Source organism: Desulfoluna sp., assembly GCF_030145185.1.
Taxonomy (GTDB): Bacteria; Desulfobacterota; Desulfobacteria; order Desulfobacterales; family Desulfolunaceae; genus Desulfoluna.
Genome location: NZ_JAQYWB010000099.1, coordinates 1 through 16,140, shown reverse-complemented (window position 1 = coordinate 16,140; position 16,140 = coordinate 1). Strand labels below are relative to the sequence as shown.

At 54.6% G+C, this 16,140-nt stretch carries 10 protein-coding genes, 1 pseudogene and 1 riboswitch; of the genes and pseudogenes, 4 read left to right on the top strand and 7 right to left on the bottom strand.

The annotated features are described in order from the left end of the window. From Q1Q75_RS20745 to Q1Q75_RS20730, 4 genes are all read right to left on the bottom strand, one after another. On the bottom strand, positions 1-330 hold a 330-nt coding region (locus Q1Q75_RS20745; RefSeq protein WP_300674782.1), incomplete at its 3' end, for a hypothetical protein. A 553-nt stretch (positions 331-883) separates the two neighbouring features. Then, entirely contained in the window at positions 884-2,086 is a 1,203-nt protein-coding gene (locus Q1Q75_RS20740) for a M48 family metalloprotease (RefSeq protein ID WP_300674779.1), read from the bottom strand. Positions 2,087-2,113: 27 nt separating this feature from the next. Beyond that, entirely contained in the window at positions 2,114-4,267 is a 2,154-nt protein-coding gene (locus Q1Q75_RS20735) for a CHASE2 domain-containing protein (RefSeq protein WP_300674776.1), read from the bottom strand. Between the two features lie 158 nt (positions 4,268-4,425). Then, a complete protein-coding gene (locus Q1Q75_RS20730) occupies positions 4,426-4,722 on the bottom strand; it encodes a hypothetical protein (protein ID WP_300674773.1) in 297 nt (98 codons plus the stop codon). A gap of 664 nt (positions 4,723-5,386) precedes the next feature. Between Q1Q75_RS20730 and Q1Q75_RS20725 the strand changes: the two genes are divergently transcribed. Continuing rightward, the gene (locus Q1Q75_RS20725) at positions 5,387-7,369 is read left to right on the top strand and encodes an RNB domain-containing ribonuclease (RefSeq protein ID WP_300674770.1); all 1,983 of its coding nucleotides are present in this window, start codon (positions 5,387-5,389) and stop codon (positions 7,367-7,369) included. Between the two features lie 351 nt (positions 7,370-7,720). After that, complete coding sequence (locus Q1Q75_RS20720; RefSeq protein WP_300674767.1) at positions 7,721-7,972, top strand: GIY-YIG nuclease family protein; 252 nt, start codon at positions 7,721-7,723, stop codon at positions 7,970-7,972. Positions 7,973-8,343: 371 nt separating this feature from the next. On the opposite strand, the gene Q1Q75_RS20715 is transcribed toward Q1Q75_RS20720, so the two are convergent. From Q1Q75_RS20715 to Q1Q75_RS20705, 3 genes are all read right to left on the bottom strand, one after another. Beyond that, complete coding sequence (locus tag Q1Q75_RS20715; RefSeq protein WP_300674764.1) at positions 8,344-9,723, bottom strand: sodium:alanine symporter family protein; 1,380 nt, start codon at positions 9,721-9,723, stop codon at positions 8,344-8,346. Positions 9,724-9,942: 219 nt separating this feature from the next. Beyond that, positions 9,943-10,096, bottom strand: a riboswitch (glycine riboswitch). A 324-nt stretch (positions 10,097-10,420) separates the two neighbouring features. Continuing rightward, complete coding sequence (locus tag Q1Q75_RS20710) at positions 10,421-10,843, bottom strand: hypothetical protein (protein WP_300674761.1); 423 nt, start codon at positions 10,841-10,843, stop codon at positions 10,421-10,423. Positions 10,844-10,879: 36 nt separating this feature from the next. After that, positions 10,880-12,439 carry a sigma-54 dependent transcriptional regulator gene (locus Q1Q75_RS20705; RefSeq protein WP_300674758.1) on the bottom strand — a complete coding sequence of 520 codons (1,560 nt, stop codon included), beginning with the start codon at positions 12,437-12,439 and terminating at the stop codon, positions 10,880-10,882. 1,373 nt (positions 12,440-13,812) lie between these two features. Here Q1Q75_RS20705 and Q1Q75_RS20700 point away from each other — a divergent pair. Together Q1Q75_RS20700 and Q1Q75_RS20695 are read left to right on the top strand one after the other, a co-directional pair. After that, positions 13,813-15,624: an ABC transporter substrate-binding protein gene (locus Q1Q75_RS20700; protein WP_300674755.1), complete on the top strand. Its 1,812-nt coding sequence runs from the start codon at positions 13,813-13,815 to the stop codon at positions 15,622-15,624. Between the two features lie 256 nt (positions 15,625-15,880). Further along, positions 15,881-16,140 (top strand): annotated as a pseudogene (locus Q1Q75_RS20695) (hypothetical protein); the annotation flags it as partial.

The window sequence follows — 16,140 nt, the reverse complement described above, 5'->3', positions numbered from 1 at the left end:
GGAAAGCGTTCTTCGTGCCTGGGCATTCTCGCTCCCAGGCTCTGCCTGGGGGTGTCGGATGCAAGGCTCCGCCTTGGCGGTATGGGAAGCAGTGGCGTGGGGGTGAAATTCACAGGGCGCGGTGATTTCAAGCATGGAGGCAGAGCCTCCGAAAGGCATTCCCAGGCGGAGCCTGGGAACGAGAGAAAGGCGAGAGGAAAGCGTTCTTCGTGCCTGGGCATTCTCGCTCCCAGGCTCTGCCTGGGGGTGTCGGATGCAAGGCTCCGCCTTGGCGGTATGGGAAGCAGTGGCGTGGGGGTAAAATTCACAGGGCGCGGCGATTTCAAGCATGGAGGCAGAGCCTCCGAAGAGCATTCCCAGACGGAGCCTGGGAATGAGGGAAAGACGAGAGAAAAGCGTTCTTCGTGCTTGGTTCCTCGTTCTTCGTTCGATGAAATCGCTTCGCTCAGAGCTTTTTAAAAACAAAACGGGCCGTGGGTGATCTTTTGATCACCCACGGCCCGTTTTGTTTACATATTCGGTCTTGATCATCATTTTGAGCATCCCTCCCCCGTCACGCGGATGCGGATGCGAGGGACTCATAATTCCGACAACCGTAGAGCATTCGGAAACCCGTTTTCAAGGTGGCGCCACCTTGCCGCCGGAGTTATTCCGGTTAAAGTCAACGGCTGAGTTGACTTCTGCCCACCTACAGCTCATGCACTTGCGACGCACTGTGAGTTTCCTTGCACTTCGCGCGAATGCGGAAGCATTTCAGCCCAAATTTGCGAGGCCCGATGCGCATTCGCAACCGGCTTTCGAGGTGGCTCACCTCGCCGCCGGAGGCATCGCTTTTTATATGATTTATTTTTTTCTTGCGCCCTAACTACCCGCTGGCACGTTTTTAAGGCACCATCCGATTATACCGGCTGCCGAAGTTCACATAGGCGCTGGACGGCGCTTTTTTCGGCAACGCGTTGATGCGTCGGCCCAACGATCTGGGAAGCCAGTGGGAGGGCTCATCATCCCAGGCGACCTCACCCTGCTGTTTCTGGAGGCGAAGAAGAAGAGATGCCATGCCAGACGGGTCGTACCCAGCGCGCTTAGCGTAGAGAATACCTCGGGCATCGGCTTCCATCTCATAGACCTCTTTGCGCCCCCGGATGGCGTGCTCATACATATCCATGGCCAGGTCATCCAGTTCCTGCTCCACCTCGTCCCTGCCCAGCTCATCATCCATCTCTGAAAAAGCGTCTTCCGCATGAATTTTAGGCTTGCGAATATCGAGCTCGGTGGCCCCGTGATGCAAGGTGACATGCGAAAGCTCATGGGCCAGGAGGCAAGCCAGCTCGTTCTCACTTCGGATGGTCTTCAACATGCCCCGGGAGAGGAGGATCACCCCCATGGGGGTGGCGTTGGCAAAGATGGCCGGAGTCTCCACCACATGAACACAGATGGGCAGATCGTAAAACTCCGAGCTCTCCACGATAAGCTGAGCCACATTGTTGACATAGGTAACAAGGCGAGGATCCGCCACGAGACCGGGGGCCGCAAGGCGGCCCGTGATGTAGGCACTGGTGGCTATCATCTGCTCATCCAGAGAAAAAGGGCCCACGGAAACGACGCGGGTTTGCGAAAGATAATCGGCGTGGGAACGACCCCTGCTGAAGGTCTCCCGCTTAAAGGCTTCGTACCCCAAAGGCGTCACGTACTGAACAAAGGGAGCTTCAAAGAGTGCCGAATTGAGTTCACCGGTGCGCACCCGATTTTCAAAAAAGCCCTTGACCGCTGCGGTGACCATCACGGTGGAGATCCGACGCCTCGACGTGTCTGCTGCCATCAGGCCGTAATCAATGGTGCTGCCTTGTGCCTTCAGCGCGTTTTTAGACACCCACCCCACCGTGCCGCCTTCGGCTTTCGCCTGGTGCCACATCCCCTGGGTGGATAACACCGCCACCTCATCGCCCTTTTTCAAGGTCAGGATCACAGGGTAAAATGATCCGGGCTTCTGACGCAGGGAGGCCGACGAGACCTGAATGGTTTCGGCAGAAGCCATGCCACAGCACAGCAACCCCATCATGATAAAGATGCATTGAATTTTTTTCATGGTCCCTCCATGCCCCTTATCACAGGGCTATTTGGTTTTAAACGTAAACACCCCATCCTCATCCACCAGCTCCGGGGTACTCTTAAGCAGCTGACACCGTTCGATGTAGGCCACACTGGGATGGTCCTCCGGGTCCAGATCCAGGACCTTTTCGAATCGACGGATGGCATCATCCCACTGCTTCAGGCGATACGCCGCCAGGGCCTCTTGAAAGGCCTCTTCAATTTCAAGCTGACGGCCTGTAACCTGTTCAGGCCGATCGACCAGGGTAAAGACCCGGATCGACTTGTTCTTGCCTTTCACCCGAATACGGTCGAGCTCTCGAAAGTAATAGTCGTCTTTCACCTGCTCCCAGGTCTGTTCGGAGAGCATGTTGGTGGTACCGTAGGCTTTGTTCACCCCCTCCAGCCGTGCCGCAAGGTTCACGGTATCTCCGATGGCGGTAAAATCCATCCGCCGCTGGCTGCCGAGGTTCCCCACCACCACCGGGCCGCTGCTGATCCCGATACGGGTCAGGATGTTGCCCCGATCCGAAGGAATCATCTCGTTCACCTTCTCCCGCCGAAAGGCAAGAATCACCTCACAGGTGGCCCGGGCGTGGTCCTTGCGCTCCACCGGGGCACCAAACACCGCCATGATTCCATCCCCGGTGTATTTATCCAGCATGCCTCCCTGATCCAGCACAATGTCCGTCACCACTTGAAAATACTCGTTTAAGACCTTGATCAGCTCCCGCGGGGTTTTGTCCTCAGAAAAGGTGGTAAACCCCTGCAGGTCGGTAAACAGGACCGTCCCGAAACACTCCACCCCATCCAGGGAGACTTTTTCAGGTTCCTTCATGATCTGATTGATCACATCCTCATGAAGATAACGGGAAAAGACCGTTCGGATCTGACGTCTGGCCGCCCCTTCCGTCACCATGCGGTAGATGGCGGCCCCGGAGCTGGCCAGCCCCAAGGTGGCCATGGGAAAAATAAAATCGGTGGCGATTCCGCTGGACCGAAACAGAAAATAGCTGCCACCCACCGGAACCAGAAGAAGCAGTAAGGTGGTCAGAGCCGCCACGGGAAAAGAGCGCAGGGCAAAGGCCAGGGCCGCGATCAGGCCGGCAACAAACGAGAAAAGAACCAACCCGCCAAAGCCAAAGGCATGGAGCCCGCGCCCATTTAAATAGTTATCCAGAAGGGTGGCCTGAATCTCCCCACCGGGATAAGGTGCCAGGGGAGTAAAAGGGGTGGTCTTCAAATCGGTGAGTCCTGAAGCCGTCCCACAAATCACCACCGACTTTCCCTTGTACGCTTCAGGAAGAATCGTCGGCGTCTCCCCTCCCAGGGACTGTACGGCGGAACGCAGGGTGTCATAAAAGCTGTCGTACCGATAAACCCCCTCGCTGCCACCCTTCCCATACCAGAAAATAGTATGATTGCCCTTGGCATCTAAGAGAAACCGGCGTTTTGAGGTCACCAGCACCCTGTCCTGCGGTTCATAACGCACCACCGTGTCGCCAGTGGCCTTCAGGTAGGCGGCAAAAGCAAGCTGGGGGTAGAGCCGATCCCCGACCCGAAAAAAAAGGGGCATCCGCCTGACGGTCCCGTCGCTGTCTGAAAGAAAATTCACCACACCGCTGACAGAGTGCTCGGCAAGGGAGGCAATGGGCGTGGTCAGGTCGCTGTACTCAGGAAGGGCCAGGGCCTTGCTGTTCTCAAAGACCATCCCCCCGGAAATCGGCCGCCGGGCGTCACCGCCTGCCCCCGCCACCACAGAGCCCAGAACCACCCTGCCGCTGTCGGCAATGGCATCGGCAAAGGCCTGCTCCGAGGCCTCGGCGTCCACATCCACCCGATCCACCTCCCCTTCGGTAAAAAGAATATCAAACACCACCGTTCGGGCTCCGGCGTCGGACAGGTAGCGGGCCACCAACCCGTAGAACTCACGGGGCCAGGGCCAGTTGACGTTGTAAACTTCGGAAAGAGCACGAATGGAGGCATCATCAATGGCTACGACCACGAGATCGGGATCGGCCATCCCCGCCGGGGTAATCATTCGAAGGGCGGCATCAGAGGCGGCATGTTGCATGTTCTCATAAAGGGGTGAAAGAGAAAAAAGCCCCACCACCAACGTCGCCACAAAAGCGGTGGCCAAAGATGCCACCATGGCCGGCCAATTTTTTACCGTCTCCATACCTCTCCTTTACCGGACTGTTTTTTGATCTTCCCCCCGCGCGCACAGGGGGAAAATCACGCCGTTACGGCTCTGGGCCGTCATGAAGCGTCACTGCAACGCTAAATATAGCCTGTTTCAGGATTTTCATCAGTGACCCGAGTCACAAGGCAAAGGCATCACCTGCGATAGCCCTCAAGGTCGAGGGGCTCCCCGGCAAGGGTCAGGGCCAAAGGGGCCTCTTCGGCGCCGGAAAGCACCACCGCCACGGCTTCCCCTCCTGCCAGAAGGCGATGAAACCCGCGCAAAGACGGCAGGTCCAACTCAGAAAGGGCGCGGGCCAGCAGGGCGATCTCGGCCTCCAGAGCCGCCTTTTCTCCCCTGCCTTTAAAATAATCGGAGACACGGCGGTTGTGAAGCCTCTTGACTTCGGTTGCGATGCAGTGCCTGCTCAGGTCCAGCTCAATGTGTGTCACAACATACCCTCCTTGCGCTTTTTTTGATTCAATTCTGGAATATTATCACTCCTGCCTTCACCCTGCCATCCCTTATTCCAGAAGAAAAACACCGATACAACGCAAACCCCAGACTTTACCACGCTTTTCCAACCCTGAACCCGGATATTTCATGATAAAACGATCTCGCCAAAGAAATAAGCCGTTGTTACAGCAGGTTACTGGGAAAAATTTAGGTATTTCTAAAATACAAAATGTAATGCACGGTTTTCTCACCCTTCGGGCGAGCCGAGAGCACCCATCTTCTGCGTTATCAGAGCTTTGAGGTAAACCACTACATCTTCAGCTCTGATGCCTTGAATATGGGCGCACTCGACTCGTGAAATATCCGGGTTCGCCCGGATATTTCATGACAAAACGATCTCGCCAAAGAAATAAGCCGTTGTTACAGCAGGTTACTGGGAAAAATTTAGGTATTTCTAAAATACAAAATGTAATGCACGGTTTTCAGCTCGATTTTCTCACCCTTCGGGCGAGCCGAGAGCACCCATCTTCTGTGTTATCAGAGCTTTGAGGTAAACCACTACATCTTCAGCTCTGATGCCTTGAATATGGGTGCACTCGACTCGTGAAATATCCGGGTTAGAATTGACTTTCAGCAGTCTCGTTGATATTCTGACAAAATATGAAATCAGGAACTATCATCGAATATATTGATCAGCAGAAGCTGATATGCGCCGCTGTAGCTGACGTCAAAGGCAAACGCCTGAGACTGATCACCGAGCACGATAAAGAGGTGAGTCTCTCCGCCTCCCGCATATCCCTGACCTCGGACAACGCCCTTTCTGAATCGGCCAGCCGCTCCACCATGGTGACGGCACTCAAGGCCACCGTTGCTCGTCGTGAATCCCTGAAACAGGAGATCGATCTCAAAGAGCTGTGGGAACTGCTCAATGAAGAAGGGGAGTGGATCGACCTCAAAACCATGGCAGAATACTGTTTCTCCGAAGCCGTAACCTCTGACCATAAATCAGCCATCACCCGAGCCTTTTTTGAAAACCGGACCTGGTTCAAGTTCGACCACAACCGGTTCCTCCCCTACACCCCGGAGCAGGTAGAGCAGATGCTCACAAAGAAACAGGAAGAGGAGAGGCGACAGAAAGTAATCACCGAAGGCGCCGACTGGCTTAAAGCGCTCCTCGGCGATAAAATGCCTGCCCCTTGCGACCACGCAAAAGAGATCATCACCTGCCTGAAAGGCTGGTACATCGATGAACGGGAAAGCCGCCACTTCGACATGGCCAAGGCGGTCCTCTCCGAAGCGAACATCAACTCGCAGGAGACCGTCTTTCGCATCCTGGTGAAGCTGGAGGTGTTTGACGAGAACGAAAACATCGACCTCATTCGCATGGAAGTGCCGAGAAATTTCTCTGAAGACGTCCTCGAAGAGGCCAGAAAGCTGGTCGAATCTGCCCCTCAAAGCTTTGAGGGACGACGCGACCTGACCCACCTGGGCACCATCACCATTGATGGCCGCTACACCACCGACTACGACGACGCCGTCACCCTCGAACGACTGGACGATCGAAAAAGCCGTTTGGGCATTCACATCGTCGACGTGGCCCAATCGGTGAAACGTGGCAGCCTTATTGATCGAAGGGCCCTGTCCCGCGGCAGCTCCATCTACATGCCCGATCAGAAAATCCCCATGCTGCCCTCCGATCTCTCCGACAACCTCTGCAGCCTGGTGGAAGGAGCGGTGCGACCCTGCATCAGCGTGATGATCACCCTGAACCGCTTCCACGCAGTGGAAGACTTCGAGGTGGTACCCACCACCGTCACCGTCCGCCGTCAGCTCACGTACACCGGAGCCAACACCCTGGCCAAGGAAGGGGACGAAGAACTCTCCACCCTGATTAAAATCGGCCATGCCTTCCGTCAAAAACGTCTCGACAACGGCGCCGTCCACTTGAGCCTGCCGGAAGTCAACGTTCACTTAGACGAGGAAGGGACCCCCATCATCTCCACCGTGGACAGGGAAAGTCCCTCCCGCATGATGGTCGCCGAGCTGATGATCATGGCCAACTGGCTCATGGCGAGCTTTCTCGCCCGCCACAGCCTCCCCACCTTCTTCCGACTCCAGCCTGACCCCAAAGAGCGCCTGTTCAAAGGGGAAGAGTCCTCTCTGTATCTGAACTGCATGCAGAGAAAGCAGCTCTCCAGGGCCTACGTCAGCCAGAAGGCAGGACACCACTCCGGCCTCGGCCTCGATGCCTACACCACGGCCAGCAGCCCCATCCGACGCTACTACGATCTTGTCTCACAACGGCAGATCCGATCCGTCCTGGGCCTGGAAGCTCCGTACTCTGAAAACGATGTCTCCGAAGCCTCCCAGCACCTTGACATCCCCATGGGCAGTATCGGACGCATCCAGTCCAATCGGCGTCGCTACTGGATTCTCAAGTTCCTGGAGAACAAAATCGGTGAACGCGTGGAGGGCCTGGTCCTCGACAAGCGCCGCCACAGTTTCCAGGTCCTCCTGCTGGACTATATGATGGAGGTAATGCTCCCCGCCAGCGGACTGAACCTCAAGTCCGGCGACATGGTCCAGACGGTCATTCAGCACGCCGACGCTCGAAAAGATAACCTGGCGGTGTTTGTCGGGTAGGCTAATGGCTAAAGGTTAAAGGCGAAGGGCGAAAGGCTAAAGGCTAAGGGCTAAGGGCTAAGGGCTAAGGGCTAAGGGCTAAGGGCTAAAGGTGAAAGGCTAAGGGCTAAAAAATGATAGCGGACACCTCGTGTCAAAAGATATCTCACAGGTTTGAGCCTGCCTTTGTTCAAGACCTCAGCGGCCACTGAGATATCGGTTCAGTCCCGTGATTTCAAAAAACAAAAAATGCCCTGCCAACGTGTTGGCAGGGCATTTTTTGTTTTCATCACGGCCCGATCTCGCCCGCCCCCAAGGACATCGGTGCTCTTCAGGCTGGTCCCGGCGCCAGAAATCATCTACAGTGCCCCCATGAAATCCTGGTTCCTCTACATCCTCGAATGCGCGGACGGCACCCTGTACACAGGCATCACCGTGGACCCCGAACGACGCCTTGCCGAGCACAACAACGGCACCGGCGCCAAATACACCCGCGCCCGCCTTCCCGTTGCCATGGTCTACTGCACCCCTGTTTCAGACCGCTCCGAAGCCTCCCGCCTCGAATACCGCATCAAAAAACTCTCTCGCACAGCGAAACTCGCACTAATCAACGCCGCCCCTTAACCCGAATATTTCATGAGAAAACAATAAGGGCTAAGGAATAATTCGTAATTACAGTTCTTTGTAGTAATACTTTTAGTCGTTTCAAAAATGCAAAATGTAATCCACGGTATTCTGTTTGATTTTCTCACCCTTCGGGCGAGCCGGGGGCACTCATCCGCCACGTTATCAGAGCCTTGAGGTAAACCACTACATCTTCAGCTCTGATGCCTTGCATATGAGCGCACCCAACTCGCGAAATATCCGGGTTAAGCAGGCGCGCATCTATTTCTATAATGTAAACACAAACGGGCCAGAGGTGATCTCCCATGATCACCTCTGGCCCGCAGTAAAACTTTTTTGTGTCTTCTTTCGTCAGCCGGTTACTATCCGGGCTATGCCTGAAACGCTTTCTCGGCTTTTATCGCCGCACCCAGACCGTCGAAATAGTTCCGGGTTTCCGAGAAGACCACCTTGCTCAGGCCGAGGAGGCCGATGAGGTTGGGGATGGCCATGAGCCCGTTGACGATATCCGCCAGAGTCCAGATCAAGCCCAGGTTAAGAAAGGAGCCTGAAGCGACCAAAACGATATAGATAACTTTATAGGCTTTTATCCCTTTCACACCAAAAAGGTATTCGGTGCATCGCTCACCGTAGTAGTTCCACCCGAGGATGGTGGTGAAGGCGAAGAAAAGCAGACCGATGGTCACCACGTACTGTCCGATATTGCTTCCCATACCGATATTAAAGGCGGTGTTGGTCATGGCAGCGCCAGCCAGGGAGGGGTTGTTCCAGGTTCCGGTCATCACAAGAACCAGGCCGGTGAGGGTACAGATGATGATGGAGTCAATAAAAGTGCCCGTCATGGCGATGAGGCCCTGGCGCACGCAAGAGTTGGTTTTAGCAGCCGCCGCCGCAATGGGCGCGCTGCCCAGGCCCGATTCGTTGGAGAACACACCGCGAGCAATGCCGCTTCGCATGACCATGATCATGGTAATACCGGCCGCGCCCCCGAAGGCCGCTTCGGGGTTAAAGGCGCTTTGAATCACCAGGCTCACCGCCGCAGGAACACTGGAAAGGTTCAGCAGAAGGACCACGGAAGAGGCCAGGATAAAAAAGATCGCCATAAAGGGCACAATGGCTGAAGCCACCTGGGCGATACGCTTGATACCGCCGATGGTGACAAGAGCCACGAGAACCGTGAGAACCACCGCCGTTACCGGTACGGGAATATGAAAGGTAAGAAGCGCCGCATCTTTGATGGCGTTGACCTGGGCAAAGGTACCGATCCCGAAAAAAGCGACGCCGATGCCGAACAGGGCAAACATCTTGGCGAGGAGTTTGTTCCCGAGCCCCCGCTCAATATAATACATGGGGCCACCGGACATCTGCCCATTGTCGTCCACCACCCGGTATTTTACAGCCAGAAGCCCTTCTGCATATTTGGTGGCCATACCAAAGAAGGCCGCCACCCACATCCAGAAAATCGCACCAGGACCGCCCGCCTTAACCGCCGTGGCCACCCCGACGATGTTCCCCGTCCCGATGGTGGCGGAAAGCGCCGTACAAAGGGAGGCAAAGCTCGAGACATCCCCTTCAGCCCCCTCGCCGTGCCCTTTGCTGAAGAGATATTTAATCGCCAGAGGCAATTTCGTCAGCTGAATCAAACCCAGTCCCACGGTCAGATAAACACCGGTTCCCACCAGCAAAATAAGTAAGGGGGGTCCCCAGACAAACGAATCGATCGTTCCTAAAAGTTGTGCAAAGTTTTCCACAGAATCATTCCTTTCAAGCCCAGGCACCATCGATGCAAAAGGGCATGATCACGGCAGATTTCGCCGCCGTTTCAATAATGAATAAGATGAATAATGTGGATGAATGGATCGGTCTACTAAGAGAAAGACGTTAAAAAGAGGCACTACCAAATGAGGTCATTCAGTTTTCACGACAGAAAAAAACACCGGTCCCAAATCGATACCGGTGACGATCATCCGCCATGCCACTCTGTCCCTTGTACCTGAGAGTTTCACCGCGGCCCGCACAATACGGCCCGACAGCTTGCTCCTTCGGCGCTCAATAAAAAGCGGCTCCGCGCAACCCAAGGCTACGCAGAGCCCCCGAATATTGAGACTCTCCAGAGGCTCGTCCAACAGCAGTCCTTTTTACCTGAAAGATTTACCTCTTCGGTGGCTTCCGTTCGCATCGCACTCGCTACAACGCGCCGGAAGATCTCTCCTGCTGTTTTCATCCGAGTTGTCCCTGTGGCGCAATATGCCGGGCAATGCCCGAATACGCCACAAGTAAGGCAACTCTTCTACACCTTTTTGAGAATTTTTCAAGCCCTGAACAATTGCCCTTCCAAAAACTCTTGAGGCAAAAAGAGAATGACAAGCCTCTTTAATAAACATTGAAAACACCGCAGGCACATTCTTTAATGTATCTGTTCAACCGAGAAGAAACCAACCGATGTCACTAACCCGGATATTTCAAAGGCCGAGTCCAGGAATGCCCGCAGACATGACACACCCATCGCCTGCGACGGAAAAACCAGGGGATCCCCAAAAAAAGAAGCAGAAAAAGGCCAAACCTCAACCGCCGACCCCATCCAATCTTTCGTTCATAATCAATATCGTAACTTTCACATACAGGGCACCGGTCGGCCTTCTCCGCCCGAGAATCCTCATAACCCAGAACCGCCAGCGCCTCTTGCCGGTCAGAGACAAAAACTCGAAGCTTCACGCCCCCCACAGCATGGGAATACCAGGGCTGAATCCCCACGAGGTGATCATCGAAAACAAAAGCTTCGATGCCGCAGGACTCGAGTTGGGCCTTGGCCAGGTGGGCATCCTGAGGAGCGGTAAAGGTGTGGATGGTCATCAGCGTTTCCTGGGGCATCGCAGGTCTCTCCTTTTCATCTTTATCGGTCTGCCGTTAATCCGCTTTCACCTGCCGCTCCAACTGAATACCCAGCTTTTTCATCTTGCTTCTCAGGGTGTTGGGATGAAGGCCCAGGCGATCCGCGGCTCCCCTGGGACCGGAGATTTTTCCTTCGGTAAGGACCAGGGCTTTGCGAATCCAGGCGGCGGCCATTTCGTCAAAGGTACCAGAGATGGGCTCTGCGACCTCCCAGACTTTTTTCCCCGGTCGGGGAACGGGTCGGTTGAGGAGGGCTTCAAAATGAAGAGGGCGTCCCCCGGAGAGGATCAAAGCACGCTCCACAAGGTTCTGGAGCTCTCGAACATTCCCGGGCCAGGGGTAATCGATGAGTGAGTCCAGGGCGCCCTCGGCGAGACTGGGGCGATACGGTAAATTCATCTCTTTGCTTTTCCGATGGACAAAATACTCCACCATGGCAGGCAGGTCTTCAATACGCTTTCGAAGAGGTGGAATGCTTAACGGAAAAACATGAAGACGGAACCAGAGGTCAGATCGAAAGGTCCCTTCGACGACCATGGCTTCCAGGTTTCGGTGGGTGGCGGCAATGATGCGGACATCCGCCTGCATGATCTGGTTGCCGCCCACACGCTCAAATTCCCCGCCCTGAAGCACCCGCAGAAGTTTGACCTGGGCAGCAAGCGGCAATTCACCGATTTCATCAAGAAAAAGAGTGCCTCCGGAAGCCCGCTCAAATCGGCCGACAGAGGTTTCAAAGGCCCCGGTAAAGGCCCCTTTCTGATGCCCGAAAAGTTCAGAATCCATCAGAGACTCAGGAATCGCTCCGCAGTTGAGGCGAATAAAGGGCCCTCCGCAACGCGGGGAACATTTATGGATCTCTCCGGCCACCACCTCTTTGCCGGTGCCGGTCTCCCCCATGAGCAGGACCGGACTTTCCGTGGGCGCCACCTGTTCGATCAGACGACGCACCTCGCGTAACCCGCCATGGGCGCCGATCATCACATCACCGGTCATCTGCCGGGTATCGCGTTGGAGGGCCTGGTGATCCCGAACCAGATCTTTAAACCGCATGGCGTTGGCCAGAGCCATGGCAAAGGGTTCGCTGACATCTTTCATGACGGCAATGTGACTTTCGTTATAGAGAGACTCCCCTTCGGCGGCAAGAATTAGATTTCCCAAATTCCTGCCCTGATTGTTCAGCGCACAGGAGATGGTGCAGCAAAGTTCTTCTGCACCTTCTTTTCTCCTTCGAGCAGAGGGGAATCCGCGTTTAACGATACGTAAAAGCTCTTTATTAATGGGATGTGTGTGATCCCGAATCCAGGGAACAGGAGTTTCCAGGGATTCGGCATGCCATGCGCCCATCATCTCCCAGGTGTCATCGGAGATGAGAATCGTCTCATCCAGCCCAAACCCGCCGTCATCACAGGCTATAGCGATCACCCGAGCTTTCTTTTGGGTATGATCATAGGAGGTTATAAAGGCTCCATCCAGAGGCATGATCTCTTTCAGGTAGGTATACGCATCGAACAGAGCGGCCTCAAGATCCAGACTGCTGAATATCCGTCGGGTGACTTCTCGAAATCGATCAGGCACGTCTCCCTCCCATTCAGTGTTTGTACGACATATCGTTATTTGCTCACGATATATCGTTTACCATATTCACTCTTTAACTACAACTACTTAATAATACTCAACACACAATTGTGGCACGATAATTGATATAACTCATGGTAGAAAATTCGGAACACAAAAATTCTAACGACCCACTCACTACGCGAATTTTCACTGTGCTGGAGGTATTCGAGAGTAAGGCATTCAGTATCCACACCCCTTACCTGCCTTAGGGGCTGTGGTACTTTCCCCCATGCCTCTCTCGGATGCCTCTGGCACACATCTCACAGCGTCCGTTACCTTGTCTTGGAAAAAGACAAACGACCGTGTAACCCGTTCGTTTTTTTTTACGAACCCGGCTTAAAAATATCCGCTGCCAAAACAGCGGCGACAATGTCCCCGCAGCACAGGGCCTTCCGAGACCACCGTTGCCTGACAAAAAGGCCTTCCTACCGAAATAGACCGGCCAGGCGTCCTGCCTGGCCGGTCTCATCCGTTTTGAGATGACAATTTATTTTGGTAACTATTCAGCTTGCCTTCGCCCGATCGTTCGAGGCAAATGACAGAAAAATTCAAATACCAATACGTCACGCCTTTTCATCACCGCATAGGGTGCGGCTCTCGCACCTTCTACCGTAGAGAGGACCATCGGCCTCGCAAGTTCTCGATGACCACGCGTCTTATTTCAAAATGCGGTGTTTCCGGTTTACGATACGCCTGACGGTGCGCACGGCGCACCCTACGCATCCCCCCGGTACGTCATTGTAAAAATGAGGACGATACGGATTTTCATACATGGATTCCCGCCTGCGCGGGGAAGACGAAAAGCGTAGGGTGCATGTCAGGCCGGGGCCATAAAGAAAAAATGGATAGCTGAATAGTTACTTATTTTGTAACTATTCAGCGCCAATAAAAGCCTTCGGCGGCAAGGTGTGCCACCTTGCAAGGGAGTTGTGAATGCGTTTAGCCCGGATATTTCATGAGAAAACTGTTGATTCAGATTAATAACGAGTTATTACAGTCAGTTCAGTGGAAAAATATAGGCATTTCAAAAATGCAAAATGTAATTCACGGTTATCTGCTCTTTTTCTCACCCTTCGAGTTAACTCATAGGAACCACCCACGCAGACATCCCCACGGTCACTCTCTTTACCCCCCACAGCCCACCCAATTAACCCCATGCAATTTAAAGAAATATAACTTCACCTTTGATGGCAAATAAACTTTATGGTATTTTTATAGCATCATTTTTCCACACGTCTCGCCACCTGCAGAACGAAACACCAAATAAAAAGGCCACAACCGGAATGGGCGCCCCCCGCCGGACAACCAACCCCCGCACAAAGGAAGAATCCATGAACAGATCGAGAGCGTTAAAAAGCGTCCTGTTTTTCCTCTTGACCCTCTTTATCACCACCGCATGCAGCGACCCGAAAGAAGAGCCCCAGGAGAAAACCCAGGAACTCGTCAAAATAAAGGTGGTCAAACCGGTGGTGAAAAATCCGGATACCTTTGTTTTTGAAGATTACGGCACGGTTCGCAGCATTGATCCGGCCTGCGCCTATGACAACGTCTCTCACCAGCGCATCATGAACCTTTATGAATCCCTCATCGCCTTTCGCGGATCCGCCACCAACGACTTCGTGCCCGTTCTGGCCGAGGAGGTCCCCACCCTCGAAAACGGCGGTATCAGTGACGGCGGCAAAACCTATACCTTTAAAATCCGCAAAGGGGTCACCTTCCACGCCGGAGGCGCACTCACCCCCGAGGATGTGGCCTACTCCCTCAAACGCCACATGGTGGTGGATCAGGATGGCGGTCCCATGTGGATGATGCTCGAAGCCCTCACCGGCGAGACCAGCACCCGAAGCAAGGACGGCAAACTCAAACCCGGAATCTTTGAGAAAATCAATCAAAGCATCACCGTCAACGGGGACAAGGTCATCCTGACCCTTCCCCAGCCCTTCCCCCCGCTTCTGGCAGTGCTTGCCTACTCCTACGGGGGCGTCATCCTCGACAAAGAGTGGACCGTCGAAAACGGCGGCTGGGACGGCACCCTTGAAACCGCCGCCGCCCACAACAACCCCGCCTTTGGCTCCGAGCCCCTCCACCACATCGAAAACGGCACCGGAGCTTACACCATGCTGACATGGGAACCCTCAAAGGTCTTTATTTTCGAGCGGTTCGATGGCTACTGGGGAGACGCCCCCGCCCTGAAGACCGCCATTTTTCGGTACAACAAGGAGTGGAGTTCCCGCAAGCTGGCCCTGCAGAACGGCGACGCCGACCGGGTTCAGGTTGACACCCAGTACCTGCCCGAGGTGGAGGCCATGAAAGACGTGGTGGTCTACTCCGTGCCCCAGCTCTCGGTCTCCGCCGCCCTCTTCTGCCGTCAGGTCAACCCCGAAGCCAACCCCAACATCGGCAGCGGCATGTTGGACGGCGACGGCATCCCCGCCGACTTCTTTTCCGATGCCCACGTCCGCCGGGCCTTCCTCCACGCCTTCGATCGCGCCACCTACGCCCAGGACGTCTGGAACGACCGCGTGGTCATGCCCACCAGCCCCAACGCCAATGGCCTCCCGTATTACATCCGAGTGCCCGTCTACAACTTTGACCTGGACAAAGCCAAAGCAGAAATGGAGCAGGCATGGGAAGGCAAGGTGTGGGAAAAAGGGTTTAAAATGGTGATCACCCACAACACCGGTAACGCCCAGCGTGAAGCGGCGGCCCACATGCTGGCCGAAAATATCATGGGCTTAAACCCCAAATTCCAGATTGAAGTGCGAAACGTCGACTGGAAAGACTACACCGTGGCCTACCGAAAGTACCAGTTTCCCATCTTCCTTATCGGCTGGGGTGCCGACTACCCGGACCCCGACAACTTCCTCTTCACCTTCATGAGCTCCGAAGGGGTCTATGGCAAGTACATGGCCTATCAGAATGAAGAGGTAGACCGCCTCTGCAAGGCAGGCCGATTTGAAGTGGACCCCGAAAAAAGGAGGGTCATCTACGAACGCCTCCAGAACCTCTGGTACGAAGAGGCCATCGGCTGCATGATCTACCAGAAGATCGACAACTTCGCCTACCGCAGCAACATTAAAGGCTTTCAGCCACACCCCATGCTCGATGCGGCCTGGGAAGATCTCAAAAGACTCTCAAAATAGAGATTACTTTTCATAAAAAAAACGTCGCGAATGCCCTTTCACGGTGGCTCACCTTGCTGCCGGAGTTATTCCGGCTAAAGTCACCGGCTAAGTTGGCTTTTACCCACCGATAGCTCATGGACTTGCGACGCACGGTGCGTTTTCTTGCACTTCACGTAAATGTGGACGTATTTCAGTCCGGAGTTACGACTCCCGATGCGTATTCACAAACCCGCTTTCGAGGTGGCACACCTCGCCGCCGGAGGCCTTTTTATTTATGGCTGCCTACATCACACGTCGCCTGATTTTTCTGGTCTTTGTGCTGTTCGGCGTGTCCGTTCTCATCTTCGGGCTTCTCATGACCTTCAGCCCGGAGAGGCGGGCCGCCGCCTACGTCACGACCCCGCAGCAGGCCGAAGACATCCCCATGCTCGTGGAGCAGTTCGGGCTGACCGACCCCTTTCATGTGCAGTATGCACGCTGGATCAAAGAGGTGGCCACCGGCAACCTGGGCTGGTCCCTGGTGGCCGCAAGACC

What these genes read in the sequence shown, in the direction of transcription:
- Q1Q75_RS20740 (WP_300674779.1), bottom strand. Translation starts at nt 2,086, where the DNA reads ATGAAAAAAATTCAATGCATCTTTATCATGATGGGGTTGCTGTGCTGT.
- Q1Q75_RS20735 (WP_300674776.1), bottom strand. Translation starts at nt 4,267, where the DNA reads ATGGAGACGGTAAAAAATTGGCCGGCCATGGTGGCATCTTTGGCCACC.
- Q1Q75_RS20725 (WP_300674770.1), top strand. Translation starts at nt 5,387, where the DNA reads ATGAAATCAGGAACTATCATCGAATATATTGATCAGCAGAAGCTGATA.
- Q1Q75_RS20720 (WP_300674767.1), top strand. Translation starts at nt 7,721, where the DNA reads ATGAAATCCTGGTTCCTCTACATCCTCGAATGCGCGGACGGCACCCTG.
- Q1Q75_RS20710 (WP_300674761.1), bottom strand. Translation starts at nt 10,843, where the DNA reads ATGCCCCAGGAAACGCTGATGACCATCCACACCTTTACCGCTCCTCAG.
- Q1Q75_RS20700 (WP_300674755.1), top strand. Translation starts at nt 13,813, where the DNA reads ATGAACAGATCGAGAGCGTTAAAAAGCGTCCTGTTTTTCCTCTTGACC.